We start from the raw sequence: 25,872 nt of genomic DNA, 5'->3' as shown, positions 1-25,872 counted from the left end.
TCCGGTTCAGCTCCCCGTACGTCAGCTTCTCCTCTCCGAAGCTCACCGCCACCGCTTCCGGCGTCCTGTCTGCCCATGCCTCGAAGAGCTCGTGCACCCCATTCGCCGGCGCGTACAACTCCGCCGTCTCATTGAACTCCACCACCACCCTCCGCCTCTCCTCATCTCCCATCAGCGGCAACAACGACAGACGCTGCTCCGGCTCCGCTACCGCCCCCTCCAGCAGCCGCACGTAATGCGCTGCCATCCTCTCCACCGTCTCCGCATCGAACAGGTCGCTGCTGTACTCCCAGATGCACAGCCACCCTTCCGAGAGCTCTCGTACAGACAGCATGAGGTCGAACCGGGACACTCCGGACTCGACGACGAGCTCGCTCGCGGACACACCGGGCAGCTTCAGCGCCGCGCACGGATCCATCGCCTGGAGGACGAACATGACCTGGAAGAGCGGCGAACGGCTCATGTCTCGCGCGGGCTGAAGCGCATCCACCAGTTGCTCGAACGGCAGATCCTGGTGGGCATAGGCGCCCAGACACGACTCGCGAACCCGGCCCAAGAGCTCCCGGAAGCTCGCCGCCTCGGAACCGTCTATCCGCAGCGCCAGCGTGTTGACGAAGAAGCCGATCAGCCCTTCCACCTCGCGCCGGTTACGCCCGGAGATGGGCGAGCCCACCACGATGTCCGTCTGTCCGCTGTAGCGCGCCAGCAGCGCATGAAATGCCGCCAGCAATGTCATGAACTGGGTCACTCCCTCCTTGCGGCTCCGCTCCTTCACGGCCCCCGAGAGCGCCGGAGAAAGCATCACCCGCAACGCGGCTCCGCGAGCGGACTGCACGGGAGGCCTGGGTCTGTCCGTGGGCAACTCCAACACGGGAGGCGCTCCGGCGAGCTGCTGCTTCCACCAGCGCAACTGCTCCTCGAGCACCTCGCCCTTCACCCACTCCCGCTGCCACGTCGCGTAGTCCGCGTACTGCACCTCCAGCGCTCGCGGCATGGGCTCGCCATGGGAGAGAGCCCGGTACAGTGCCGTCAGCTCGCGCTCGAGCAAGCCCAGGGACCAGGCGTCGCTGACGACGTGGTGCTTCGAGAGCAGCAGCACGTGCTCATCGGCCGCCACGCGAAGCAACCGCGCCCGGAACAGGGGACCCTTCTCCAGGTCGAACGGGCGGCGAGCCTCTTCCTCCGCGAGGCGCCGGACCACATCCTCTCGCTGTCCCTCCGCCATGCCCTCCAGATCCTCGAGCGGAAGCGTGAAACCCCACTCCGAGGCAATCCGTTGCACGGGCTGACCGTTCACCAGGGAGAACGTCGTCCGCAGGGCTTCGTGCCGCCGGAGAAGCTCCGACAGGCTCCGCTCCAGCACGGCCACCTCGAGCGGTCCCATCAACCGCACGAAGAAAGGAACGTTGTACGTGTAGCTCCCGGGCGCGAGCTGGTCGATGAACCACAACCGCTGCTGGGCAAAAGACAGTGGCAGAGCTCCGTCGCGAGACACCGGCACCAGAGGAGGCGGCTTGCGACCCGGATTCCGCTTGGATTTGGACTCGCGCGTATTCATGACACTCCCAGAACCGACCTTCGTGTTCGTCACTGAGCCCGCTCCAGGAGAGACCCGAGCCGTGCCGCCAGTTCCTCCACCCGAGGACTTCGCAGGATGGAGTAGTGATCTCCCGCCAACGTGGTCACCTGCACCTCGCTGGCGGCGAACCGGCTTCCCCCCTGCTTCTGGAGCGATGACTCGCTGGCCTCGAAGAGGGTGACCGTCCCTGCGTACGGCGGTGGCGAGTACTTCCAGGCCGCCCGCAGGTTCTTCTCGAATACTCGCTGCAGAGCCTGGAGCGGCTGGATACCGGCCCCCAACACGGCAGCCGCGGCCTTGCCAACCGCTTCCAGGGCTCGGTGCAATTCCTCCGGCTCCATCCGGGCGAGCGCCTCGTCGGAGACCGGCGGCTCCTGGCCCGCGGCCCTCAGCAGATCCGCGTAGAACAGCGCGGACAACCGAGAGGCCTCCTGTTGCTCGGGAGACAGCCGGGCCACCGCCGGGGCCAGGTCATAGCTGTCGATGAGCGCCAGCAACTCCACCTGCTCGCCTTGAGCTCGAAGCTGCCTCGCCATCTCCAGGGCGATGCTTCCGCCCATCGACCAGCCGCCCAGCAGGTAGGGCCCGCGGGGCTGCACGCGCCGGATGGACTCGATGTAGAGCGCCGCCATCTCCTCCACGGACTCGCAGGGCTCCTGGTCTCCATCCAGCCCCCGCGACTGCAAGCCGTAGAAGGGCTGGTCCGGGCCCAGCAGGCGAGACAGTTCCATGTACCCGAGCACCGTTCCTCCCACCGCGTGCACACAGAAGAACGGCCGCTTGTTCCCGCCCCGGAGTTCCACCAGCGGAGTCCACGGCCCTGCCTCCTGACGCAGCAGGCTCGCGAGGTGCTCCACGGTCGCGTTCTGGAACAGCGCGGCCACCGGCAGGTTGCGCCCCGTGCTCGTCCGGATTCTCGACAACAGACGAATCGCCAGCAGCGAGTTGCCGCCCAGCTCGAAGAAGTTGTCATGCACGCCAATGGGATGGATTCCCAGCAACTCCTCCCAGATGCGCACGACCTGCACCTCGAGCGCCGTGCGTGGGCCAACGAAGGAGCGCGACAATTCCTGACGCGTGAAGTCCGGCGCGGGAAGGGCCTTCCTGTCCACCTTGCCGCTGGGCGTCAGTGGGAACGCCTCCAGGCACACAAAGACAGCCGGCACCATGTACTCGGGCAACCTCTCCTTCAGGAAGCTCTTCAGCTCCGCGGCTGCCGGCTCCTGCCCCTCCTTGCCTACGACGTACCCCACCAACTGCTTCTGTCCTGACGCTCCCTCCCTCGCCACCACCGCCACGTCCTTCACCGCCGGGTGCCTGGCCAGCGCTGCCTCTACCTCCGCCAGCTCGATTCGGAACCCTCTCACCTTCACCTGCGCATCCCTGCGCCCCAGGAACTCAATATTCCCGTCCGGCAGGTACCTCGCCCAGTCTCCCGTCCGGTACAGCCTCCCTCCCGGTTTGCCTCCCACCCCGTCCGCAAGGAACTTCTCCCGCGTCAGCTCCTCCCGGTGCAGGTAGCCCCTCGCCACCGCCACTCCCCCTATGTACAGCTCCCCCGCCACCCCCACCGGCACCGGCTCTCCGTTCCCGTCCAGCAGGTACACCCTCGTGTTCGCTATGGGCTTTCCAATGCTTGGCAGCTCCGGCCACTTCTCCGCCTCTCCCTCCAGCCGCAACGCCGTCGCCACGTGCGTCTCCGTCGGCCCGTACTGGTTCTCCAGCACCCCTCCCAGCCTCTTCATCCACCCCCTCAACGCTGGCGTCACCCTCAGCTGCTCTCCCGCCGTTATCACTTCCTTCAGCCTGCTCGGCGCCAGCCCTTCCCTCTCCGCCACCTCCGCCAGGTTCTGCAGTGCCACGAATGGCAGGAACAGCCTCTCCACCCCGCTTCTCTCCATCCTCTCCAGCAGCCCCCTCGCCTCCAGTCTCAACTCCTCCTCAATCACCACCAACTCTCCACCCGCTCCCCACGTCGCGAACATCTCCTGGAAGCTCACGTCGAAGCTCAGCGCTGAGAACTGCAGCGTCTTCCCCTTCCCCGCCTCCGAGCGCTCCACCTGCCACCGGATGAGGTTGAGCAGTGGCCGGTGGTGCATCGCCACTCCCTTCGGCACTCCCGTCGACCCTGACGTGTAGATGACGTACGCCAGCGCCTCCGGGCCCGACACTCGCTCCGGGTTCTCCTCGCTCTTCTCCCCCCAATCCTTCTCATCTCCATCCAACAACAGCCTCTTCGCCTCTCCCTCCGGCAGCGTGTCCTTCAGCCGATGCTGGGTGAGCAGCACCGGCGCTCGCGAGGCGTTGAGCATCAATGCCAGTCGCTCCGCCGGGTATGCCGGGTCCAGCGGCACGTACGCTCCTCCGGCCTTGAGGATTCCCAGCACCCCCACCGCCAAATCGAACGAGCGTTTGACGCACAATCCCACCGGCACGTCTCGCCCCACTCCCAGCCCTCTCAGGTGGTGTGCCAGCCGGTTCGCCTTCCGGTTCAGCTCCCCGTACGTCAGCTTCTCCTCTCCGAAGCTCACCGCCACCGCTCCTGGCGTCCTGTCTGCCCATGCATCGAAGAGCTCGTGTACCCCATTCGCCGGCGCGTACAGCTCCGCCGTCTCATTGAACTCCACCACCACCCTCCGCCTCTCCTCCTCTCCCATCAGCGGCAACAACGACAGACGCTGCTCCGGCTCCTCTACCGCCCCCTCCAGCAGCCGCGCGTAATGCGCCGCCATCCGGGCCACTGTCTCCTCGTCGTACAGCGCGGTGTTGTATTCCCAGAGGCTCAACAAACCGTCCTCCGTCTCCCTCACGAACAGCGTCAGGTCGAACTTCGCCATCCCCGGCTCGAAGGGGAACTCGCTCGCGGACACGCCGGGCAGCGACAGCGCAGATGGCAGGAGCTGATGAGCGAACATGACATGGAAGAGCGGCGTGCGGCTCAAGTCGCGCGCGGGCTGGAGCGCATCCACCAGTTGCTCGAAGGGCATGTCCTGGTGGGCGAAGGCACCCACGCACGTCTCGCGAACCCGGCCCAGCAGTTCCCGAAAGCTCTCAGCTCCGGAGCCATCCATTCGCAGCGCCAGCGTGTTGAGGAAGCAACCCACGAGCCCCTCCACCTCACGCCGGTTGCGCCCGATGATGGGCGAGCCCACCACGATGTCTGTCTGTCCGCTGTAGCGCGCCAGCAGGGCCTGGTAGGCCGCCAGGAACGTCATGAACGGAGTGACGCCCTCCCGGCGGCTCAGCTCCTGGACCGCGGAGGCCAGACGCGAGGACAGTGGCAGTTGCAGGTGCGCGCCCCGGAAGGACTGCATGGGAGGCCTGGGCCTGTCCGTGGGCAGCTCCAGCACGGGCGGTGCTCCAGCGAGCTGCCGCTTCCACCAGGAGAGCTGCTGCTCCAGCGCCTCCCCCTTCAGCCATTCGCGCTGCCACTTCGCATAGTCCGCGTACTGCACCGGCAGCTCCGGCAGCAAGGGCACCGCTCCCGAGGCGAACGCCCGATACAGCGTCTCCACCTCGCGCAACAGGAGGCCCAGAGCCCAGATGTCGCAGACGATGTGGTGCATCACGAGCACCAGCACATGCTCGTCCGCGGCTACGCGCAGCAGCCGCGCCCGGACCAACGGACCCTGCTCCAGGTCGAACGGGCGCCGGGCTTCCTCCTCCACACGCCGAGTGACCGCACTGGCCGGAAGCCCCTCCAGGACCTCCACTGGCAGCGGGAGCACCAGCTCCGGGACAATCCGCTGCACCGGCTGCTCGTTCACCTCCGAGAACGTCGTCCGCAACACCTCGTGCCGCCGGACGAGCTCCGACAGGCTCCGTTCCAGCAGGGCCACGTCGAGTGGGCCCTTCAACGTCGTGGCGACGGGAACGTTGTACGAGAACCCACCGGGATCGAACTGCTCGAGGAACCACAGCCGCTGCTGCGCGAAGGACAGCGGGAACTCACCGTCCCTCGGAACGGGAACCAGCGGAGGAGCCGAAGGGCCCTGCTGGCCGCCTGACATCAACTCGAGCCGCAGCGCCAGCTCCGCCACCGTCGGAGCCTCGAAGAGCACGCGCACGGACAGCTCCATCCGGAGCGCCTCGCGCAGACGCGTGGCGACCTGAGCGGCCAGCAGCGAGTGCCCGCCCAGCTCGAAGAAGTTGTCCCGAGCCCCCACGCGGGCCTGCTTCAACAGCGGAGCCCAGATGTCCGCCACCACCCGCTCCATCTCCGTCCGGGGAGCCACGTAATCCCCGCGCTCCGTCCCCCTCGCCTCGGGTGCTGGCAGCGCCTTGCGGTCCACCTTCCCGTTCGGCGTGAGCGGCAGCCTCTCCAGCAGCACGAAGGCCGAGGGCACCATGTGCTCGGGCAGCCGCTCCTTGAGGAAGACCCTCAGTGCGCTCGCCTCCACCTTCAGGCCGTCGCGCGGCACCACATAGGCCACCAGCCGCTTGCCCCCGAGCCCCTCGTCCCGGGCCGCCGCCACCACCTCGCCGACACCGGAGTGCGCGGCCAGAGCAGCCTCGATCTCTCCCAGCTCGATGCGGAAGCCGCGCACCTTCACCTGCGCGTCCCGGCGTCCCACGAACTCCATGCTCCCGTCCGACAGGAGCTTCACCAGGTCTCCGGTCCGGTACAGCTTCGCGCCCGGCTCAGCGCTGAACGGGTGGACGACGAACTTCTCCGCCGTGAGCTCTGGCCGGTTCAAGTAGCCGAGCGCCAACCCATCTCCTCCGACGTAGAGCTCGCCCACCACGCCCACCGGCACCGGCTGCATCCGCGCGTCCAGCACATACGCTTCCGAGTTCGAGACGGGCTTGCCGATGGGCACCGACACCGCCTCCTCCGGCACCTCCTTCACCTCGAACGTCGTCGAGAACGCCGAGTTCTCCGTTGGCCCATACGCGTTGAGCAGCGCCCCCGGAGCCCCCTTCCGCAGTACTTCCCTGACCCATCTGGGGTCCGCCGCCTCGCCGCCGAACACCACGTACCGCACCGAGCGGAAGGCGTCCGGGCACTCCGCCGCCACCTGATTGAAGAGCGCCGTCGTCGCGAACGCCACGCTCACCTGCTTCTCGCGCAGGAACGTGGCCAGGGCCTTCGGTGACAGCGCCACCTCCCGGGGCACCCCCACCAGGCAGCCACCGTTCAAGAGCGCGCCCCACAACTCGAAGGTCGCCGCATCGAACGCGGTATTGGATGTCTGGGTGAAACGGTCCTCCGGCGTCACCCGCATGAAGTGGGTGTCTCGCACCAGGCGGACGATTCCCCGATGCGGGATGCACACGCCCTTGGGCCGGCCCGTCGAGCCCGACGTGTACATGACATACGCCAGTGCCTCGGGAGCAACCCGCTCCCCGAGGTCCTCCCCGCTCTCGAGCGCGAACGTCCTCTCCGACAGCTCCACCACCATCGCGGCCATCGGTGGCAGCTTCGAGACCAGCTCCGGTTCCACCAGCACCACCGGCACCGCCGTGTCCTCCACCATGAATGACAGACGCTCTTGGGGATAGGCAGGGTCGAGCGGCACGTACGCGCCCCCAGCCTTCAGGATGCCCAGCGTCGCCGCCACCATCTCCACTGAGCGCCCCGCGCACAGTCCCACCCGGCTCCCCGCCGTGACGCCCAGGCGCCGCAGGTGCCGGGCCACCTGGTTGGCCCTCCGGTTCAGCTCCGCGTACGTCAACCGCTGCCCGTCGTACTCCACCGCCGCGGCTTCGGGCTGGCGTGCCACGTGCTCCTCGAACAGCGAGTGGACGCACGCCTGCCTCGGGTACTCCGTCCGCGTCTGGTTCCACTCCACCAGCACCCGCCGCCGCTCCTCCTCGGACAGCAGCGGTAGCGCCGACAGCGCCTGCTCCGGCTGCGCAACTGCACCTTCCAGCAGCCTCGCGTAGTGCGCTGCCATCCGGGCCACCGTCGCCTCGTCAAACAGGTCGGTGTTGTATTCCCAGAGGCCTTCCCATCCCTCCTCGGTCTCTCTCACGAACAAGGTGAGATCGAACTTCGCCAGCCCGGTCTCGAACGCCACCTCTTCCGACGCCAACCCGGGCAGGACCAGCGAGGGAGTCGCCTCCTGCAGGGCGAACATCACCTGGAACAGCGCTGGACGACGCAGATCCCGCACAGGATGCAGCGCAATCACGAGCTGCTCGAACGGAACATCCTGGTGGGCATAGGCACCCAGACAGGCCTCACGCACCCGGCCCAGCAATTGCCGGAAGCTCGCGTCCGCTGGCGCATCCAGGCGCAGTGCGAGCGTATTGACGAAGAAGCCAATCAGCCCTTCCAGCTCTCGCTGGGTGCGTCCCGCGATGGGCGAGCCCACCACGATGTCCGTCTGCCCGCTGTAGCGCGCCAACAGCACCTGGTACGCCGCCAGGAACGTCATGAATGGCGTGACGCCCTGCGCGCGATTCAGCTCCCGGATACTCCCGGTGAGTACTGCGGGAAGAGGGACCGTCATCGTGGCGCCCCGGAAGGTCTGCTCCGGAGGCCTCGGCCGATCCGTCGACAGTTCCAGGACGGGCGGAGCTCCCTCCAGCCGCTGCTTCCACCAGGACAGCTGCGCCTCCAGCACCTCTCCCTTCAGCCACTCCCTCTGCCACCGCGTGTAATCCGCGTACTGCACCGGCATCGCCGGGAGCGCAGGCTCCTTCCCCGACGCGAACGCCTCATACAGAGCCGCCAGCTCCCGCACGAGCACGCCCATGGACCAGCCGTCGCAGACGATGTGGTGCATCACGAGCATCAACACGTGCTCGTCAGCGGACACGCGCAGCAGCAGCATTCGGAGCAGCGGGCCCTTTTCCAGATCGAACGGGCGCTGCATCTCTTCCTGCAGGCGCCGCTGAACAACCCCGGAGCGTTCCTCGTCTGGCAGCTCCTCCAGGCTCTCGACTTTCACGGCGAGCGCCAGCTCCGGGGCAATCCGCTGCACCGGTTGCCCATTCAACAGGATGAACGTTGTCCGCAGGGCTTCGTGCCGACGAACGACCTCGGCCAGGCTCCGCTCCAGCACGGCCACGTCCAACGAGCCCTTCAGCCTCGTGACGTAGGGCAGGTTGTACGCGAAGCCTCCAGGATCCAGCTGTGCGATGAACCACAGGCGCTGCTGCGCGAAGGACAATGGCAAGACCCCCGTCCCTTGCATGCGCGCCAACAACGGAGGCTGGGGCCTCTGCATGCCGCCCGATGTCGATTCCAGCCGAGCGGCGAGCTCCGCCACCGTGGGCGCCTCGAAGAGCATGCGCACCGGCACATCCACCCGGAGCACCTCTCGCAAGCGCGACGCCACCTGTGTCGCCAGCAGCGAGTGCCCCCCCAGTTCGAAGAAGTTGTCGCGCGCTCCCACTCGCTCGAGCCCCAGCAGCGGCGCCCAGATTCCCGCCACCACCTCCTCTAGAGGCGTCCGCAGGGGCACATAGCTGTCATGCCCCGTGCTCTCCGCCTCAGGCGCGGGAAGGGCCTTCCTGTCCACCTTCCCGCTGGGCGTCAGCGGGAACGCCTCCAGGCGCAGAAAGGCAGACGGCACCATGTACTCGGGCAGGCGCTCCTTGAGGAATGTCCTCAGGAACGCCACCTCCACCTCCTGGCCCGGCTGCGGCACCACATACGCCACCAGCCTCTTTCCTCCCGAGCCCGCCTCCCTGGCCACCACCGCCACGTCCTTCACCCCGGGGTGCCTGGCCAGCGCCGCCTCCACCTCCGCCAGCTCGATTCGGAACCCTCTCACCTTCACCTGTGCGTCTCTACGCCCCAGGAACTCGATGTTCCCGTCTGGCAGGTACCTCGCCCAGTCTCCCGTCCGGTACAGCCTCCCTCCCGGTTTGCCTCCCACTCCGTCCGCAAGGAACTTCTCCCGCGTCAGCTCCTCCCGGTGCAGGTAGCCCCTCGCCACCGCTACTCCCCCTATGTACAGCTCCCCCGCCACTCCCACCGGCACCGGCTCCCCATTTGCATCCAGCAGGTACACCCTCGTGTTCGCTATGGGCTTTCCAATGCTTGGCAGCTCCGGCCACTTCTCCGCCTCTCCCTCCAGCCGGTACGCCGTCGCCACGTGTGTCTCCGTCGGCCCATACTGATTCTCCAGCACCCCTCCCAGCCTCTTCATCCACCCCCTCAACGCTGGCGTCACCCTCAGCTGCTCTCCCGCCGTTATCACTTCCTTCAGCCTGCTCGGCGCCAGCCCCTCCCTCTCCGCCACCTCCGCCAGGTTCTGCAGTGCCACGAATGGCAGGAACAGCCTCTCCACTCCGCTGCTCTCCATCCTCTCCAGCAGCCCCCTCGCCTCCAGCCTCAGCTCCTCCTCAATCACCACCAGCTCTCCACCCGCCCCCCACGTGGCGAACATCTCCTGGAAGCTCACGTCGAAGCTCAGCGCCGAGAACTGCAGCGTCTTCCCCTTCCCCGCCTCCGAGCGTCCCACCTGCCACCGGATGAGATTGAGCAGTGGCCGGTGATGCATCGCCACTCCCTTCGGCACTCCCGTCGACCCTGACGTGTAGATGACGTACGCCAGCGCCTCCGGGCCCGACACTCGCTCCGGATTCGCCTCGCTCTGCTCCCCCCAATCCTTCTCATCCCCATCCAGCAACACCCTCTTCGCCTCGCTCGGGGGAAGTGCCTCTCTCAATGCCTTCTGCGTGAGCACCACCGGTGCTCGCGACGCGTTGAGCATCAATGCCAGCCGCTCCGCCGGGTACGCCGGGTCCAGCGGCACGTACGCTCCCCCGGCCTTCAGGATTCCCAACACCCCCACCGCCAACTCCAGCGAGCGTTTGACGCACAATCCCACCGGCACGTCCCGCCCCACTCCCAACCCCCTCAGGTGGTGTGCCAGCCGGTTCGCCTTCCGGTTCAACTCCCCGTACGTCAGCTTCTCCTCTCCGAAGCTCACCGCCACCGCTTCCGGCGTCCTGTCCGCCCACGCCTCGAAGAGCTCGTGCACCCCACTCGCCGGCGCGTACAGCTCCGCCGTGTCGTTGAACTCCACCACCACCCTCCGCCTCTCCTCCTCCCCCATCATCGGCAACAACGACAGACGCTGCTCCGGCTCCGCTACTGCCCCCTCCAGCAGCCGCGCGTAGTGCCCCGCCATCCTCTCCACCGTCTCCGCATCGAACAGGTCGCTGCTGTACTCCCAGATGCACAGCCACCCCTCGGGGGTCTCTCGCACCGAGAGCGTGAGATCGAACCGGGACACCCCGGGATCGACAACGAGCTCGCTCGCAGACACGCCAGGCAGATCCAGGGCGGCATAGGGCATCACCCCCTGAAGGACGAACATGACCTGGAAGAGCGGTGACCGGCTCAAGTCGCGCACCGGCTGAAGCGCATCCACCAGTTGCTCGAACGGCAGATCCGGATGGGCATAGGCGCCCAGACAGGCCTTACTGACCCGGCCCAGCAGTTCCCGGAAGCTCAGGTCTCCCGAGCCATCCACCCGCAGTGCCAACGTGTTGGCGAAGAAGCCGATCAGCCTCTCCACCTCGCGCCGGTTGCGCCCGGAGATGGGCGAGCCCACCACGATGTCCGTCTGCCAGCTGTAGCGCGCCAGCAGCGCATGGAAGGCCGCCAGCAGCGTCATGAACTGGGTCACTCCCTCCTTGCGGCTCCGCTCCCTCACGGCTCCCGAGAGCGCCGGGGACAGCATGACCCGATGGAGGGCTCCACGAGCGGACTGCACGGGAGGCCTGGGCCTGTCCGTGGGCAACTCCAACACGGGCGGCGCTCCAGCGAGCTGGTGCTTCCACCAGGAGAGCTGCTCCTCGAGCACCTCGCCCTTCAACCACTCCCGCTGCCACTTCGCGTGGTCCGCGTACTGCACCGGCAACGCCGAGGGTGGGAGTTCCGCACCACTCGAGCAGGCCCGGTACAGCACCGTCAGCTCGCGCTCGAGCAAGCCCAGGGACCAGGCATCGCTGATGACGTGGTGCACGGTCAGGAGCAGCACATGGTCATCCACGGCCACGCGCAGCACCTTCGCCCTGAGCAACGGCCCCTTCTCCAGATCGAACGGGCGCCGCGCCTCTTCCTCCGCGAGCCTCTGGAGCGCCAGCTCCCGCTCTCCCTCCGCCACGAGCTCCAGGCCCTCCACCGCCAGCTTGAAGTCCGGCGCCTGGGCAATCCGTTGCACGGGCTGTCCGTTCACCTGCGTGAAGGTTGTCCGCAACGACTCGTGCCGCCGGAGGAGCTCCGACAGACTCCGCTCCAGCACGGCCACGTCGAGGGGCCCCTTCAGTCGCGCGAAGAAGGGAATGTTGTAGGTGTAGCTCCCGGGTGCGAGCTGGTCGATGAACCACAACCGCTGCTGGGCGAAGGACAACGGCAGCGCCTCGCTCCGAGACACGGGCACCAAGGGAGGAGGCCGTCGCTTCGACTTCACCACGGGCTTCGACTCGTTCTTCTCGGAGGGGGGAGGCAGCGGAGCGCCGTTGGCCGGAAGCTGCACGTCGCGCACGTTCATATCGACTCGCGTGTCCTGAACCGGGTGATGAAACCCTCCGCGGCGCGGAGGGCCCTCGGTGGGGAGTGGGGGGAATCCGCGCCCCGGGGGAAGGGCGCGCACAGCGAGACTGCGCCCGCTACCCGAGGGCAGCGGGAGACTTCGCACTCAAGTGGGGAGGCAGGCTCAAGCCACGCCGCCAGACGTCTCCTTCAGACGCTCCCGCAGGAGGAACTTCCGGATCTTCCCAGAGGGGGTCTTCGGCATCTCGGAGATGATCTCCAGGCGGTCCGGCCAGTACGAGACGGACATGCCGGCCTTGCGCAGGTGCTCGCGCAAGTCATTGAGGGTGGGGGCCTCATCGCGAGGCACCACGACGGCGCACACCCGCTCGCCGCCGATGCGGTCATCCGCGTGGGCCACGATGGCGACCTCGCGAACCTTGGGGTGCGCGTACAACGCCGACTCGACCTCGACGACGGGAATCTTCAACCCGTGCCGGAAGATGATGTCCTTGAGCCTGCCAGCGATGCGGATGCCACCGCGCCCGTCGTCGCGCGCCAGGTCGCCGGTGTCGAACCAACCTTCCGGGTCGAGGCACGCGTTGTAGATGTCCTCGCGCTTGAAATACCCGAGGCACTGGCTCGCACCGCGGACCAGGAGCCGACCCGCGCCATCCGGGAAGGGCGACCCATCCTCCGCGGTGGCCGGAGCGATCTTCACTTCCATCCAGGGCACGGGGGAGCCGTCGCTGTTCGCCGGCCAGTCGGGGGGATCCTCGTGACGGGTGATGGTGACGGCGCCGTTCTCCGTCATGCCCCAGAGCGTGTGCAGCCGGACGCCGAAGACGTCGCGCGCCTCGGCGATGAGGTGGGGGGGGACGGGCGTCGACCCAGTGGCCAGACATCGGAGCGTCTGGATCTTCCGGGGCCGGCGCTTCTGCGCCGCGAGCATGTTCAGGTAGTACGTGGGGATCGCATACATGAACGAGACCCCATGCTCCTCGACGAGCTTGAGGTGGAAGTCGGGATCCGCCACGTCCAGATAGACAGCCGTCGCCCCGAGCAGCACCGGCATCTGGAAGAGGTAGGTAAATCCACTCGAGGCGGTGAGAAGGCTTGGCAGCGAGACGACATCGTCCGCGCCCAATCCCATCGTCTCGCTGAGGGCCCGGGTGATGGCCAGGTTCGTGTTGTAGGAGTGGATCACGCCCTTGGGCTCGCCGGTCGTGCCCGACGTGTAGAGCACGTTGAACACGTCGTCCGCGCGCGCCGTCAGCTCATCCAGGGAGCCGGCCGGATGACGCTCTTCCCACCGTTGGGAGACGAAGTGGGCATCGAAATCCAGCTCACCGTCCACCAGGCCGCTCCCCGCCCCGAGGAAGATCCGGTGGCACAGCGCGGGGAGCACCGGAGCCATCTCCCGGAGCATGTCGCGGTGCGAGAACCCGGTCCAGGTCGCGGGGCCGATGTACACCGGCGCCTCGGTCCTGTGGAGGATGAACTCCACCTCACGCCGCCGGTAGTCGGGCGGAATGGGCGCGAGGACCGCGCCGATCCGCGCGCAGGCCAGGGCAATGGCCGTGAACTGCCACCAGTTCGGGAGCTGCACGGCGACGATCTGCTCGCGCCCGACACCCAGCTCGCGCAGGGCTCCCGCGAACCGGTCCATGTACATCCCCAGCTCCGCGTAGCTGATCCGCGTCACGTCCCGCGAGAAGTACCGGGCCGCGATGATGGCCGTCTTGTCGGGGTGGTTCCGGATCGCCCGGCGGAGGTCGTCGACAACGGTCTCGTCGCGCCACCAGCCCTTCTGGCGATAGGCCGAACCCTGGACCCGCGCGGCAGTGTTACCAAACTTTTCCGCCATCTCGCGATTCTCCCCTGATTTGCTTTTGATCTGCTTTTTCGCGGCCAACCCCTAACACTTTCTTCATGGCTGGCCAATGTCGGATTTTTTTTTACATCGGAGCCCAAGTTCACACATTGACGAGCCATCAATTGATTTCCTATAGGGTAGGGCCGCTAAGCTAAGCATCGAAGTCACGAATTGCTCCCCCCCAGCACAAGTCATGACTCGCTCGATGATTGCCGCAACGACAAACACGCATCCTGAGTACCCACCCGGCGACGGAGCGGTCCCGCTCGAGGAGCAGGCAAGGCGCATCCGGCGGCTCATCGTCCGGCTCGCGGCGACTCCGACGGGCTGCCATCTCGGCGGCTCCCTCTCCCTCGTGGAGCTCCTGGTGGTCCTGCTCGGGCGGGTCATGAAGCTCCAGCCCGGCGCCCCCCACTGGGAGGGGCGGGATCACCTCATCCTCTCGAAGGGACACGCCGCCGCGGGGCTCTATGCCGCCCTGTCTGCATTTGGCTTCTTCGATCCCGAGGAACTCGTCCAGCGCTACAACACGGAGGGCAGCATCTTCACGGGACATGTGAATGCAAAGGTTCCCGGCGTGGATTTCTCGACCGGCAGCCTTGGACACGGCCTGGGCCTGGGGACCGGGCTCGCACTCGGGTACCGGCTCAAGGGCTTGCAGAACCATGTCTATGTCATCTGTGGTGACGGCGAGATGGGCGAGGGCTCGAACTGGGAAGCCATTCAGATCGCCTCACATCAACGCCTGTCCAATCTGACAATAATTATCGACCGCAACTGTGGCCAGAATGATGGAGCGACGGAATCCATCCTGTCGCAAGCGGCCCTGGCGGATCGGCTCCTCATGTTTGGTTTTGATGCGGCCGAGGTGGATGGCCACGATCTGGGTGGGCTCTGCCAGGCGCTGGAGACCCCCTCGGCGCGGGGAGCACCGCGGGCCATCATCGCGAGGACCCAGAAGGGCGCGGGCGTCCCGATGTTCAAGGGCAAGGGCCCGCACTACGCGGTCTTCTCTCCCGAGCAGCTCCGCCGCGCGCTCGTGTCCATGGGAGAGACCCCATGAGCGAACCCCAGACGGGGGGCGCGGATCTCGCGAGCGACCCGGTGGCCTGGCTGCGAGAGAACCCCAAGCTCGCCAACCGGCAGGTCTTCCGGCATGCGCTCGCGCGCTTCGCCGAGCAGGAGTCCCGGCTCATCCTGCTCGAGGCGGATCTGGGCGGCGGGGCGGACCCGTTCGAGGCCCGCCACAAGAGCCGCTACTTCAACCTGGGCATCTGCGAGGCCACGATGCTCGACATGGCGTGCGGCATGGCGCACGTGGGGCACATCGTCTTCGCACACACCTTCGCGCCCTTCGGAGCAATGCGGGCCTGCGAACAGGTGCGCCTCGGCATGGCCTACCCCCAGGCGAACGTGAAGCTCGTCTGTGACTATGGCGGTGTCTCGGGAGCGTTCTTCGGACCCACCCATCACGCCATCGAGGATCTCGCCATCCTCCGGGCCATGCCGGGGATGACGGTGTTCTCCCCCGCCGACGGGCTCGAGACGATCCTCGCGACCCGCGCGATGATCGATCACCACGGTCCGGTGTACATGCGGCTCGGCCGCAACCGGGTGAGCCGGCTCGACGCACAGCGGGACGGCTTCGCGCTGGGCCGGGCCCACTGCTTCCGAGAAGGCACGGACGTGGGGCTGATCGCCCATGGCGAAGTCGGCGTCTCCGTGGCGCTGGAAGCCGCCGGGCGGCTCGAGGGGCAGGGAGTCTCGGCGCGCGTGGTGAACATGCACACGCTCAAGCCGCTCGACGAAGCGGCCGTCCTCGAGACGGCGGAGCGGACGCGGCTGCTCGTCACCCTGGAGGAGCACAACATCCTGGGCGGGCTCGGCGGCGCGGTGTGCGAGACCGTGTGCGCCCACGGGCTCGGCCGGCAGGTGCTCCGGATCGGCATCCAGGATCGCTACGACCCGCTCGCGGGCTCGCACGAGTCGCTGCTGCTGGGACACGGGCTCGACGGTGCTGCTGTGTCCGAACGCATCCTCAGCTCTCTATCGCGCCCCCGCCCGGTGGCGCCGGAACCTGTCGCAACGAGGAGGACGTGATGCAGGTGCAAAAGCAGATGGATGGCGCGGGAATCAACGGTTGCCCCACGTGTGCTTTCGAGATCATGGGGGAAGGCTTCATGGAGGGAGAGGTCCTCACGTGCGAGGGCTGCTCCGCCGAGCTCGAGGTGATTGGCCTCAAACCCCTCCGTCTCGCCGAGGCCCCCGAGGTCGAGGAAGACTGGGGCGAGTAGTCACCCGCCCCTCGTCTCTACCGAAGCCGGGTGCGACCGCGGCGGCGCGAGCGGTCCATCGAGATCCCCTCATCTTGAGCTGTGTTGGCGGATGGAGCCGCTCGTACCCCATGAAGAAGATCGATCTGGTCTACACACGGTTGCGCACGGAAGAGCGGATGATCCTCGACGCGCTCCGCAAGCGGGATTGCGCCGTCGAGCTGCACCAGGACTCCGACCTCGTCCTCTCCCTGGACGCGGAGCGCTGGCCCGGAGGCGGCGTCGTCCTGATGCGGAGCATGTCACTCACCCGCTCGCGTTACCTGGCGGCCATTCTGGAGGTCAAGGGAGCGCGCGTGGTGAACAGCGCCCAGGCCATCACCACCTGCGGGGACAAGATCCTCACCAACCTCGCGCTGGCGGCCCACGGTGTTCCCATGCCGTGGTCCTTCGCGGGCTTCGAGGAGGAGGCCTGCGTGGCGGAGATCGAGCGCAGGGGCTACCCCGTGGTGACGAAGCCGGCGGTGGGCTCGTGGGGCCGGATGGTCGCGCGGATTGAAGGGCGCAGCGCGGCTGAGGGTCTCATGCAGATGCGCTTCGAGACGGGAGGCGCGCAGGACCACGTCGCGCTCGTGCAGCAGTACATCGACAAGCCGGGCTATGACCTGCGCGTCTATGTGATGGGCAAGGCGGTGGGAGGCATCCGCCGGCGCTCGGAGCACTGGGTGACGAACACCGCACGGGGCGCGGTCCCCGAGCGGTATGAGGTCCCGGAGTCGCACGCGAAGCTCGCGGAGCGCGCGGCGGCGGCCGTCGGAGCGGACATCGCAGCGGTGGATCTGCTCGAGACCCGGAGTGGGGAGATCCTGGTGAACGAGGTCAACCACTGCGTCGAGTTCGCGCGGAGCATCGAGTTCACCCGCATCCCGTTGCCGGAGCTGATCGCGGACTACGCCGCGGGGATGCACCCATGACGCGCGTGGCTGTCTTGGGGGCGGCGGGCTACACGGGTGGCGAACTGCTGCGGCTGCTCCTCGCGCACCCGGGCGTGGAGGTCGTGCAGGCCACCTCCGATCAATTCGCGGGCAAGCGCCTGGACTACCCGCATCCGAGCCTTCGCGGCATGAGCTCCCTGCGCTTCGTCGCGCATGACGCGCTGGAGCCGTGCGACCTGCTCGTGAGCTGCATGCCGCAGGGCGGGCTCATCAACCGCTGGGCCCGGGTGCGAGAGATCGCGGGCCGCGTCATCGATCTGAGCGCGGACTTCCGGTTGGATCCGGCGGAGCACGAGCGCTGGTACAAGAAGCACCCGCGGCCCGCGGATGCGCCCCGGTTCGTCTACGCGCTCCCCGAGTGGACCGCCAGCGAGCTCCCCGAGGCCCGCTACGTCGCGGTGCCCGGGTGCATGGCGCACGCCGCGCTCCTGGGAATCCTGCCGCTGGTGCGCGCGGGCCTGGTGAAGCCGGAGATCGTCGTCGACGCGAAGACCGGCTCCTCGGGAGGTGGCGCCACGCCGGATCGCTCGTCCCACCACCCCGAGCGGGCCTCCGCCCTGCGCTGCTACAAGCCGGTGGGGCACCGGCACACGGGAGAGCTCGAGAACGTCGTCGAGCGCATCACCCAGACGCGGCCGAGCATCCACTTCAGCGCCACGGCCGTCCCGAGCGTGCGCGGCATCCTGGCAACGGTGCATGGCTTCGCATCGAGGCCCCTCGACGAGGCCGAGCCGCTGCGCGCGATCGCGATGGCCTACCGGGAGAAGCCCTTCGTGCGGCTGATCCGGCCGAACACGAGCGCCTCGCCCTTCCCCGAGCCCGGTCCGCTTCAGGGGACGAACTACTGCGACCTCGCCGTGGACGTCGATCCCGACAGGAAGCGGATCGTCGTCAACGTGGCGATCGACAACCTGGTGAAGGGCGCGGCGGGAACGGCCGTCCACGCCCTGAACCTGATGCTCGGGAGACCCGAGACAGAAGGACTCGGCTTCCGCGGCCTGCATCCCATCTGAAGCATCGCGCAGTCCGACATCTTCAATACAGGAGAGTGAACATGAGCACGAATGGTACCGCGGGGACCGAGCTGTCCCCCGGGCGGGCTTTTGCCGCCGCGGTGGTCTCTCAGGGCACGAAGGCCTCCGTGGAGTTCTCGACGACGATCACGGACTCGTTCCCGGGCTTCAAGCGCCGTCCCCGCATCGCGGTCCGCGGCCTCTTCAAGGTCGTGAAGACGGAGCAGCAGCAGGTCAAGTACTGGTACGAGACCCGTCCCCAGTCCGAGCTCACCGAGCACGTCATCGATGCGCAGCTGCGTCAGGAGGCCACGTTCGAGTTCCACTCGGACAAGACGCAGTTGAAGCCGACCACGGCGTGGGTGCAGGTCAACCCCGCCCTGCTGGATGATCCCGAGGCGCTCGCGACATTCATCGACTACCGACTCCTCGTGCGCCTGTGCACGGCGGAGAACCAGGCCCTGGCGCGGGGGCCCGGCGGCGAGCGCGTGCGCGGTCTGCTGGAGACTCCGGGCGTCACCCGCCTGGCGGCGCGCGAGACGCCGATCGCCTCGCTGCTGGCGGCCTGCGATCGCGTGGAGCAGGTGGGCGGCTCGGCCGACGGCATCCTCATGAACCCGGCGGACTACTACCGCTACTTCGTCGGACAGGGCAGCCTGCTCAAGGACCTCGCGGACATGGGCGTACGCATCGCGCGTGCGCGCATGGTCAACCCGGGAACCGTCATCGTCGGTGACTACACCGCCGCCGCGACCATCTTCGACAGCGGCCGCTCCATCATCCGCTTCGCCGAGCCGCCCAAGGGCATCTTCCCTCGCGAGGGTCTGGCCGTGTGCGGGGAGATCTACGAGGCGCTCGTCGTCCACCTGCCCACGCACTTCTACGTGGCAGCGCTCGTCTGACGGCAGCGCAAGGGGGCGCTCGTGTCTCGATCCAACATCAAGGTTCTCTACATCACCGGATGGTGCCGCAACGGCAGCACGATCATCGGAAACGTGCTCAACGAGGTGAAGGGCTTCTTTCACACCGGCGAGCTCAGCTTCCTTTGGAAGAATGCCTACGGCCATGGTTCCAACACCTTCTGTGGCTGCGGTGAGGCACTGACCCGCTGCGGCATCTGGTCGAAGGTGCTCGAGGAGGAGACTCCTCCGGGCCAGACTCCCGCGGCCCATGCCCGGGAGGTCGTGAGCCGCCAGGCGAAGGCCGTACGGACCCGGCACACGTGGCGCATCCTGCGGGACGGCACCCGCGAGGAGGATGTCCGCGAGTATGCGGCCACACTGAGCCGGGCCTATCACGCCATCGCGAAGGCGACGGGCAGCCACACCCTCGTGGACAGCGGCAAGCTCCCGTCCGAGGCGGCGCTCCTTCCGCACGTGGAAGGGATTGAGCCATATTTCCTCTATCTGGTGAGGGATCCGCGCGCCGCCACACACTCCTGGACGAAGACGAAGCAGTACGTCGTCCCCATGTCCGCGTTCCGCAGCACCGCCTACTGGGTGGGCTTCAACCTGGCCTCCGAAGCAGTCATCCAGCGTCATCCCGACCGCTCGTTCTTCCTCCGGTACGAGGACTTCATCTCCGAGCCCGCCTCCGTGGTGGAGGCCCTGCTCAAGCTCGTGGGTGCGGAGGGAGCAACCAATCCGGTGCGGGGACGGACCGTCGACCTGGGGAAGAACCACACCGTTACCGGCAATCCGGATCGCTTCCGCAGCGGGCCCACGCTCCTCCGGCCGGAGGACGACGCGTGGAGGAAGGAGCTCCCCGCACGCGCGAGGAACATCACCCAGGCGCTGTCGTGGCCGTTGATGGCCCGCTACGGCTACTTCCAACCCAGACGCAGCCCCGCGACCGCGCCCAACGTCAACAGCCAGGAGGACCTCCGTGGAACTGGGACTGGCAGGTAGGGTCGCGCTCATCGCGGGAGGCTCGAGCGGGCTGGGGCTGGCCGTCGCCGAGGAACTGGCGAAGGAAGGTGCTCATGTCGCCATCGGCGCGCGAGATGTCACGAAGCTCGCGCAGGCCGAGCGCCGGCTGAAGGAGCTCGCCCGAGGCCGGGTGCACACGGCGTCCGTCGATCTGAAGAATCCCGACGCTGTCCGCCACTGGGTCGAAGACGTCGCCGGCCGGCTGGGCGCACTCCACATCGCCGTGACGAACAGCGGCGGACCTCCTCCGGGTCCAGCGACGAAGTTCGGGCTCGATGCCTACAAGAGCGCCGTGGATTCGGTGCTCCTGCCCCCCATCAGCCTGGCCCTGGCCGCCCTCCCCCACATGAAGTCGGCCCGGTGGGGGCGGCTGCTCTTCATCACGTCCGAGACGGTCGTCCGGCCCGTGTCCCGGTTCGCCCTCTCGGGTTTCTCGCGGCTGGGCATCGTCGGGTTCGCGTCCGCGCTCGTGCAAGAGCTCGGGGACTGCGGCGTCACCGTCAACGTCATGGCCCCCGGCTATACCCGCACGCCCCCAGTCGAGCGCACCGCAGGCAGCGAGGGAGATGTGGACGCCGGACTGCGCGCCATGGCGGCCCACATCCCGCTGCGCCGGGTGGGACTCCCCGAGGAGTTCGCCGCCGCCGCCGTGTTCCTCGCCAGTGAGCGGGCCTCGTTCATCACGGGGACGGTCCAGCTCGTCGATGGCGGAGCGAGTGTGATCGGATGAGCGTGCCCTCCCCTGCCAGCAACACGGAGCGCTCACGCAGTGGTCCGATCGTGGTGAAGATCGGCGGCGCCGCGGGAGTCGATCTCGAGAACGTCTGCAACGATGTCTCGGAGCTCGTCCGTCAGGGCGAGCGCGTCATCGTGGTGAATGGAGGCTCGGACGCCGGAGAGCGCCTGCTGAAGCTCTACTCGCTCGATCGTCCCGAGGTGAGCACCCCCTCCGGTAACGTCGTGCGGCTCACGAACGCGGTCACCTTGCGCATCCTGATGATGGCGTGGGTGGGCGAGGTGAACAAACGCATCGTCCTGGCGCTCGGGGAGCGAGGCATCAGCGGCCTCGGAATCTGCGGTGCGGACGGGCGGGTGCTCATCGCCCGGCGGAGACCTCCGTTGAAGATCAACGACGGTGGGCGCATCCGGATCGACCGGGAGCACGTCGCCGGGGAGATCACCTCGGTGAACACGCGCCTGCTGGGCTCGCTGCTGGACCAGGGCCACGTGCCCGTCCTCTGCCCTCCCGCAGTCACGGAGGACGGAGTTCTGGTGAACGCCGACGCGGACCAGGTCGCCGCGTCGATCGCCACCGCGCTCGGCGCCCGTGCGTTCGTGATGCTGTCGAACGTACCGGGACTGCTCGAGAACCCGAATGATCCGTTGACGCTCGTGCGGCGGAGCGACGACGTGGAAGGCTGCATGCAGCTCGCGGCCGGACGCATGCGGTACAAGCTGGATGCCGCGCGCAAAGCACTCCAGGGCGGTGTTCCCTCGGTGTACGTGAGCTCCTCTCGCGTGCCCCACCCGGTGTTCGTCGCCCTCACCGAGGAGTCCGGTACGAAGTTCACCCTCCCCCACAAGGACGCGCCGAATGCGGGCACGTGAGAAGACGATCGAGTTCCTCAAGTGGATGGTGGAGCAGTACAGCCCCAGCCATCACGAGCATGCGTTCTCCCGCTCGTTGGCCGAGCACCTGGAGCGCCGCGGCTGGCGCGCGCACACCGACGAGGTGGGCAACACGATCGCGAGCCTCGGCGAGGGTGACACGTGCATCGCGTTGCTCGGCCACATCGACACGGTGCCCGGCGAGGTGCCGGTGCGCATCGAGGACGGGCGCCTCTTCGGCCGCGGCACGGTGGATGCCAAGGGTGCGATCGGCGCCTTCATCGAGGCCGTCGAGCTGCTTGATGAGAGCGAGCGTGCCGGGAAGAAGTTCCTGCTGCTCGGGTGTGTCGAGGAGGAGGTGGCCATCACCCGCGGCGCGTTTCACGTCCGGGAGCGCTACCGTCCAGACTACGTCATCAACGGAGAGCCGAGCGGGGCCCATGCCGTCACCATCGGCTACAAGGGGCTGGTCCGGGCCGAGGTCGAGTACCGCGCGAGCCGACGCCATACAGCGAGCCGCGACTACCGCGCCGCCGCCGAGCACGTGGTCGAGGCCTGGAACGCCCTGCGCGGCTACTGCGACGAATGGAACCGCGAGCGCCCGCTCTTCGAGCAGAACCTCCCATCGCTGACCTCGTTCCAGACAGGTGCGACGGATACCGAGGAGTGGGCCCGGGCCAGCGTGAACGTCCGCACCGGGCCCGCCAGCGATGGCGAGCGGCTGCTGGCGCTCCTGGGAAGCGTTCCGGGAGTGAACGTGACGGCCATCTCGAGCAAGAAGGCTGTCAGCACGGATGGGAATGACGCGCTCTCGCGCACCTTCAAGCGGGCCATCCGCGAGCGGGGTGCCCGGCCAACGCTCCGCCTGAAGACAGGCACCTCGGATTGGAACACCGTGGCGGGCGCCTGGCAGGTGCCCACCCTCGCCTATGGCCCGGGGGACTCCGCCCTGGACCACACACCCCACGAGCACATCGGCCTCGAGGAATACGAAGAGGGCGTCTCGGTGCTCGCACGAGTGCTCGCCCTGCTCCCCACGAAGTCCGGAGCGTGAAGACCGCCATGAGCCATCCGTTCACCGAAGAGCACGAGACATTCCGCCAGATGGTCCGGCGGTTCGTGGAGAAGGAACTGGCCCCGCATGCGCTGGAGTGGGACCGCGCGGGCATCTTTCCGAGAGAGGTGTTCCGCAAGTGCGGAGAACTCGGCCTCTTCGGCATCCACCACGACCCACGTTACGGCGGCAGCGGGCTGGACTACGGGTTCGTGACCGTCCTGGCCGAGGAGCTGGCACGCACGGACAACGCGGGCGTCACCATGGCGCTGCTGGTGCAGGGCCAGACGGCCACGCCCATCCTCAACGAGGTCGGCACCGAGGAACAGAAGCGCGAGTTCCTCGCCCCGGCGCTCGCCGGAGAGAAGATCGCCGCGTTTGGGATGAGCGAGCCGGGAGCGGGCTCGGACCTGGCGAACCTCCGGACCACCGCGAGGCGCGTGGGCAATGACTACGTCATCAACGGCTCCAAGATGTGGATCACCAACGGGACCCGGGCGGACTTCATCATCCTGGCGGTGCGCACGAGCGGCCCGGGCGCCGCGGGCATCTCACTGGTGACCTTCCCCACGGACGTGAAGGGTTTCCAGGTGTCGAAGAAGCTGGAGAAGGTGGGCAACCTCTCCTCGGACACCGCCATCCTCTACTTCGAGGACTGCCGGATTCCGGCGCGCTACGTGCTGGGCCGGGAGAACGACGGCTTCTTCCACATCATGAACAGCTTCCAGGCCGAGCGGCTGGTGACGGCCATCAATGCCGTGGCCGTGATGCAGCGGATGCTGGAGGAAGCCATCCGCTACGGCCGCGAGCGAGAGGCCTTTGGCAAGCGGCTCATCGACTACCAGGTGTGGCGCCACAAGTTCGCGGAGCACCTGACCGCGGTGGCGGCCGCGAGGCAGCTCACCTATCACACCGTGGAGCTCTTCCAGCGGAAGCGAAAGCCGCTGCAGGAGATCTCAATGATCAAGCTCTACACGGGGGAGCTGGCCCAGCGGGTGGCCTACGACTGCCAGCAGTTCTACGGGGGGATGGGCTACATCGAGGAGACGAACATCGCCCGGGCCTGGAGGGACGTGCGCCTGCTGACCATCGGTGGAGGGACCTCCGAGATGATGAAGGAGATCATCGCCACGACCGCGGGGATGTAGCACCCACCGGGTGCGAGGAGGTTTCCGGCTCGCTGGCCCCATATACCTGGAGAGCACTCATGCCCCAGGAAGACCCCACGAGTAGCCGACGTCATCATGCCAGGGCCCAAGAAGGCCGTCTTATCCACATCGATGGATTCATCTGGGAGTACGGTGGAGCGGACCTGGAGCGCGCTCCGACCAGACCAGAAGAAGCATGGCGAGCTGTTGAGCTACATTGGGCGCCCTCGCGGGGAGTTCGGTTTTCCGCCCGAGCGGAGATGGGCATGCCATGGGACATCCCACTGTAGAGAACGAGACGCCGTTCGCCTTCGACATCATGGGCCTCGCGGACGAGGAAGGGAGGCCCCTGCTGCTTCTGGTGGTGAAGGCCACCTATTCCATCTGCGACACGGGGCTGCGGCTCGCCGAGGAGCAGCTCCCAGTGAACTGGAGCGGCGAGTCCTGGGGTAGACCCGGCGAATCCAGCGACAAATACGAGCCGGAGGGAGCATTCATCAAGCCGGCCACGGACGTAGCACTCATCGGCCACGCACACTCACGACAGCGGGGTACTACCGAGACAGTGGTCGCCCTCCAGGTAGGCCCGCTGAAGAAGGCCGTGCGCGTCGTAGGCGAGCGCACCTGGTTCCGCAGCATGGGCCGCGTGAGCATGACGAAGCCGCTGCCCTTCGAGACGATGCCCCTCGTTTGGGAGCGTGCCTTCGGTGGTTGGGACCGGACGGATTCGGGCAAGCCCGCCTTCGAGCCGCACAACCCGGTGGGCACCGGCTTCCGCTCCAGCGTGCGCCATTTCGAGGAAGGATTGAAACTGCCCAACCTGGAGGACCCGGCGGAACCGCTGCGCGACTTCGGGCAGAAGGTCACGCCAACGAGCTTCGGATTCACCTCGCCCCACTGGCAGCCAAGGGCGAAGTACGCTGGCACCTACGACGAAGCCTGGAACAAGACGCGCAAACCCCTGCTGCCGAAGGACTTCGACCGACGCTTCTTCAATGCCGCAGCGCCAGGCCTCATCGCCCCCGGCTACCTCCAAGGCAACGAGGCCGTGGTCGTTGCTGGCGCCTCGCCAAAAGGTCGGCTCGCCTTTCCTCTCCCTGGCCAGGTAGCCCCCACGGTCACCGTAGCCCTGGCCAGTTCCGGAGACGCGAAGCCCGAGATGCGCCTGGACACCGTCATCCTCGACACGGACGCGGAGCACGTCCTGCTCCTTTGGCGCGGGCACATGGTGCTCAGTGACGGCATGCATGATGTGCGCGGCCTCCGCGTCACCGCGAAGGGTGTTTCTCGACCGAAGACGGCCTGAGCGGGCCCGTGTTCGCACGACGTGGATCCGGCGTGGTAATCTCTTCCTTCTTGCTTGGAGGTGGACATGCCCGTCAACACTGGTGTCAACAAGATGTCCGTGGTGACCAAGGACAGTGGTGGCGTCACCACCGCATTCCCGGACGTGTGCAAGACGCCCAGCCCGGGCGGACCCGTGCCCATCCCCTACCCCAACGTGGCGCAGTCCTCGGACACCGCGAAGGGCACCAAGAAGGTGTCCGTGGAGGGCAACCCCGCGTGCGTGAAGGACTCGAACTTCAGCACCAGCACGGGTGATGAGGCGGGCACGGCCGGAGGCGGCGTGGCCTCCAGCAAGACCAAGGGCAAGGCCGAGTTCGTCAACTTCTCCTTCGACGTGAAGTTCGAGGGGAAGAACGTAGCGCGCGCCTTCGACCTCATGCTTCACAACGACAAGAACACGCCCCCCTTCCCGGTCATGCAGGGGCCTGTCATCGCCATGGGCGATGGTCAGGGAAAGATCAAGTGCCTCTGCTGCGACGAGGACGTCTAAGTAGGTAGGCAAAAGTTCCTTTACATTAAGGAATGGAGCCAGAAGTGGAGGGAGAGGACTCCCGCCTTGCGCAGCGCCTGCTGCGCAGAGAGGCCCAGGACCCAGTCTTCGGCGTCCTGGGCC

16 protein-coding genes are annotated in these 25,872 nt (G+C 67.3%); 13 read left to right on the top strand and 3 right to left on the bottom strand.

Annotated features, from left to right (window positions below):
* The 3 genes from DAT35_RS56965 to DAT35_RS56955 all read right to left on the bottom strand — a co-directional run.
* On the bottom strand, positions 1–1,558 hold a 1,558-nt coding region (locus tag DAT35_RS56965; RefSeq protein ID WP_233262311.1), incomplete at its 3' end, for a condensation domain-containing protein.
* Between the two features lie 29 nt (positions 1,559–1,587).
* A complete protein-coding gene (locus tag DAT35_RS56960) occupies positions 1,588–12,036 on the bottom strand; it encodes a non-ribosomal peptide synthetase (protein WP_108077858.1) in 10,449 nt (3,482 codons plus the stop codon).
* A gap of 165 nt (positions 12,037–12,201) precedes the next feature.
* Positions 12,202–13,884: an AMP-binding protein gene (locus tag DAT35_RS56955; RefSeq protein ID WP_108077857.1), complete on the bottom strand. Its 1,683-nt coding sequence runs from the start codon at positions 13,882–13,884 to the stop codon at positions 12,202–12,204.
* Between the two features lie 202 nt (positions 13,885–14,086).
* On the opposite strand from DAT35_RS56955, the gene DAT35_RS56950 reads away from it, so the two are divergent.
* The 13 genes from DAT35_RS56950 (at position 14,087) to DAT35_RS56890 (ending at position 25,749) form a co-directional block, all read left to right on the top strand.
* On the top strand, positions 14,087–14,956 hold the full coding sequence (locus DAT35_RS56950; protein ID WP_199243322.1) for a 1-deoxy-D-xylulose-5-phosphate synthase N-terminal domain-containing protein: 870 nt from the start codon (positions 14,087–14,089) through the stop codon (positions 14,954–14,956).
* The gene (locus DAT35_RS56945) at positions 14,953–15,993 is read left to right on the top strand and encodes a transketolase family protein (protein ID WP_108077855.1); all 1,041 of its coding nucleotides are present in this window, start codon (positions 14,953–14,955) and stop codon (positions 15,991–15,993) included. Before DAT35_RS56950 ends, DAT35_RS56945 begins: the two co-directional genes overlap by 4 nt.
* Positions 15,993–16,187 carry a lysine biosynthesis protein LysW gene (gene lysW, locus DAT35_RS56940; protein WP_199243321.1) on the top strand — a complete coding sequence of 65 codons (195 nt, stop codon included), beginning with the start codon at positions 15,993–15,995 and terminating at the stop codon, positions 16,185–16,187. The genes DAT35_RS56945 and lysW overlap by 1 nt, the downstream gene beginning before the upstream one ends.
* Before the next feature lie 110 nt (positions 16,188–16,297).
* Complete coding sequence (locus DAT35_RS56935) at positions 16,298–17,140, top strand: RimK family alpha-L-glutamate ligase (RefSeq protein ID WP_108077854.1); 843 nt, start codon at positions 16,298–16,300, stop codon at positions 17,138–17,140.
* Positions 17,137–18,174: an N-acetyl-gamma-glutamyl-phosphate reductase gene (gene argC / locus DAT35_RS56930; protein WP_108077853.1), complete on the top strand. Its 1,038-nt coding sequence runs from the start codon at positions 17,137–17,139 to the stop codon at positions 18,172–18,174. The genes DAT35_RS56935 and argC overlap by 4 nt, the downstream gene beginning before the upstream one ends.
* A gap of 41 nt (positions 18,175–18,215) precedes the next feature.
* On the top strand, positions 18,216–19,076 hold the full coding sequence (locus DAT35_RS56925) for a family 3 encapsulin nanocompartment shell protein (protein WP_108077852.1): 861 nt from the start codon (positions 18,216–18,218) through the stop codon (positions 19,074–19,076).
* Between the two features lie 21 nt (positions 19,077–19,097).
* Entirely contained in the window at positions 19,098–20,081 is a 984-nt protein-coding gene (locus tag DAT35_RS56920; protein ID WP_108077851.1) for a sulfotransferase, read from the top strand.
* Positions 20,059–20,832, top strand: a complete 774-nt coding sequence (locus DAT35_RS56915) for an SDR family NAD(P)-dependent oxidoreductase (protein ID WP_108077850.1) — start codon at positions 20,059–20,061, stop codon at positions 20,830–20,832. Before DAT35_RS56920 ends, DAT35_RS56915 begins: the two co-directional genes overlap by 23 nt.
* Positions 20,829–21,710, top strand: coding sequence for a [LysW]-aminoadipate kinase (locus tag DAT35_RS56910; protein WP_108077849.1), 882 nt, complete (start codon positions 20,829–20,831; stop codon positions 21,708–21,710). Before DAT35_RS56915 ends, DAT35_RS56910 begins: the two co-directional genes overlap by 4 nt.
* Entirely contained in the window at positions 21,697–22,764 is a 1,068-nt protein-coding gene (locus tag DAT35_RS56905; RefSeq protein ID WP_108077848.1) for a M20/M25/M40 family metallo-hydrolase, read from the top strand. The genes DAT35_RS56910 and DAT35_RS56905 overlap by 14 nt, the downstream gene beginning before the upstream one ends.
* A gap of 8 nt (positions 22,765–22,772) precedes the next feature.
* Positions 22,773–23,912, top strand: a complete 1,140-nt coding sequence (locus DAT35_RS56900) for an acyl-CoA dehydrogenase family protein (RefSeq protein WP_108077859.1) — start codon at positions 22,773–22,775, stop codon at positions 23,910–23,912.
* A 271-nt stretch (positions 23,913–24,183) separates the two neighbouring features.
* Positions 24,184–25,218, top strand: coding sequence for a DUF2169 domain-containing protein (locus tag DAT35_RS56895; RefSeq protein WP_108077847.1), 1,035 nt, complete (start codon positions 24,184–24,186; stop codon positions 25,216–25,218).
* A 66-nt stretch (positions 25,219–25,284) separates the two neighbouring features.
* Positions 25,285–25,749, top strand: coding sequence for a DUF4150 domain-containing protein (locus tag DAT35_RS56890; RefSeq protein ID WP_108077846.1), 465 nt, complete (start codon positions 25,285–25,287; stop codon positions 25,747–25,749).
* Positions 25,750–25,872 lie beyond the last annotated feature (123 nt).

It is taken from the genome of Vitiosangium sp. GDMCC 1.1324 (genome assembly GCF_003044305.1).
In the GTDB taxonomy this organism is placed as follows: Bacteria; Myxococcota; Myxococcia; order Myxococcales; family Myxococcaceae; genus Archangium.
This window is presented reverse-complemented; position numbering and strand designations above follow the sequence as displayed.

Coding starts and splice junctions, on each gene's coding strand:
- DAT35_RS56960 (WP_108077858.1), bottom strand. CDS start 12,036: ATGAACGTGCGCGACGTGCAGCTTCCGGCCAACGGCGCTCCGCTGCCT.
- DAT35_RS56955 (WP_108077857.1), bottom strand. CDS start 13,884: ATGGCGGAAAAGTTTGGTAACACTGCCGCGCGGGTCCAGGGTTCGGCC.
- DAT35_RS56950 (WP_199243322.1), top strand. CDS start 14,087: ATGACTCGCTCGATGATTGCCGCAACGACAAACACGCATCCTGAGTAC.
- DAT35_RS56945 (WP_108077855.1), top strand. CDS start 14,953: ATGAGCGAACCCCAGACGGGGGGCGCGGATCTCGCGAGCGACCCGGTG.
- lysW (WP_199243321.1), top strand. CDS start 15,993: ATGCAGGTGCAAAAGCAGATGGATGGCGCGGGAATCAACGGTTGCCCC.
- DAT35_RS56935 (WP_108077854.1), top strand. CDS start 16,298: ATGAAGAAGATCGATCTGGTCTACACACGGTTGCGCACGGAAGAGCGG.
- argC (WP_108077853.1), top strand. CDS start 17,137: ATGACGCGCGTGGCTGTCTTGGGGGCGGCGGGCTACACGGGTGGCGAA.
- DAT35_RS56925 (WP_108077852.1), top strand. CDS start 18,216: ATGAGCACGAATGGTACCGCGGGGACCGAGCTGTCCCCCGGGCGGGCT.
- DAT35_RS56910 (WP_108077849.1), top strand. CDS start 20,829: ATGAGCGTGCCCTCCCCTGCCAGCAACACGGAGCGCTCACGCAGTGGT.
- DAT35_RS56905 (WP_108077848.1), top strand. CDS start 21,697: ATGCGGGCACGTGAGAAGACGATCGAGTTCCTCAAGTGGATGGTGGAG.
- DAT35_RS56900 (WP_108077859.1), top strand. CDS start 22,773: ATGAGCCATCCGTTCACCGAAGAGCACGAGACATTCCGCCAGATGGTC.
- DAT35_RS56895 (WP_108077847.1), top strand. CDS start 24,184: ATGGGACATCCCACTGTAGAGAACGAGACGCCGTTCGCCTTCGACATC.
- DAT35_RS56890 (WP_108077846.1), top strand. CDS start 25,285: ATGCCCGTCAACACTGGTGTCAACAAGATGTCCGTGGTGACCAAGGAC.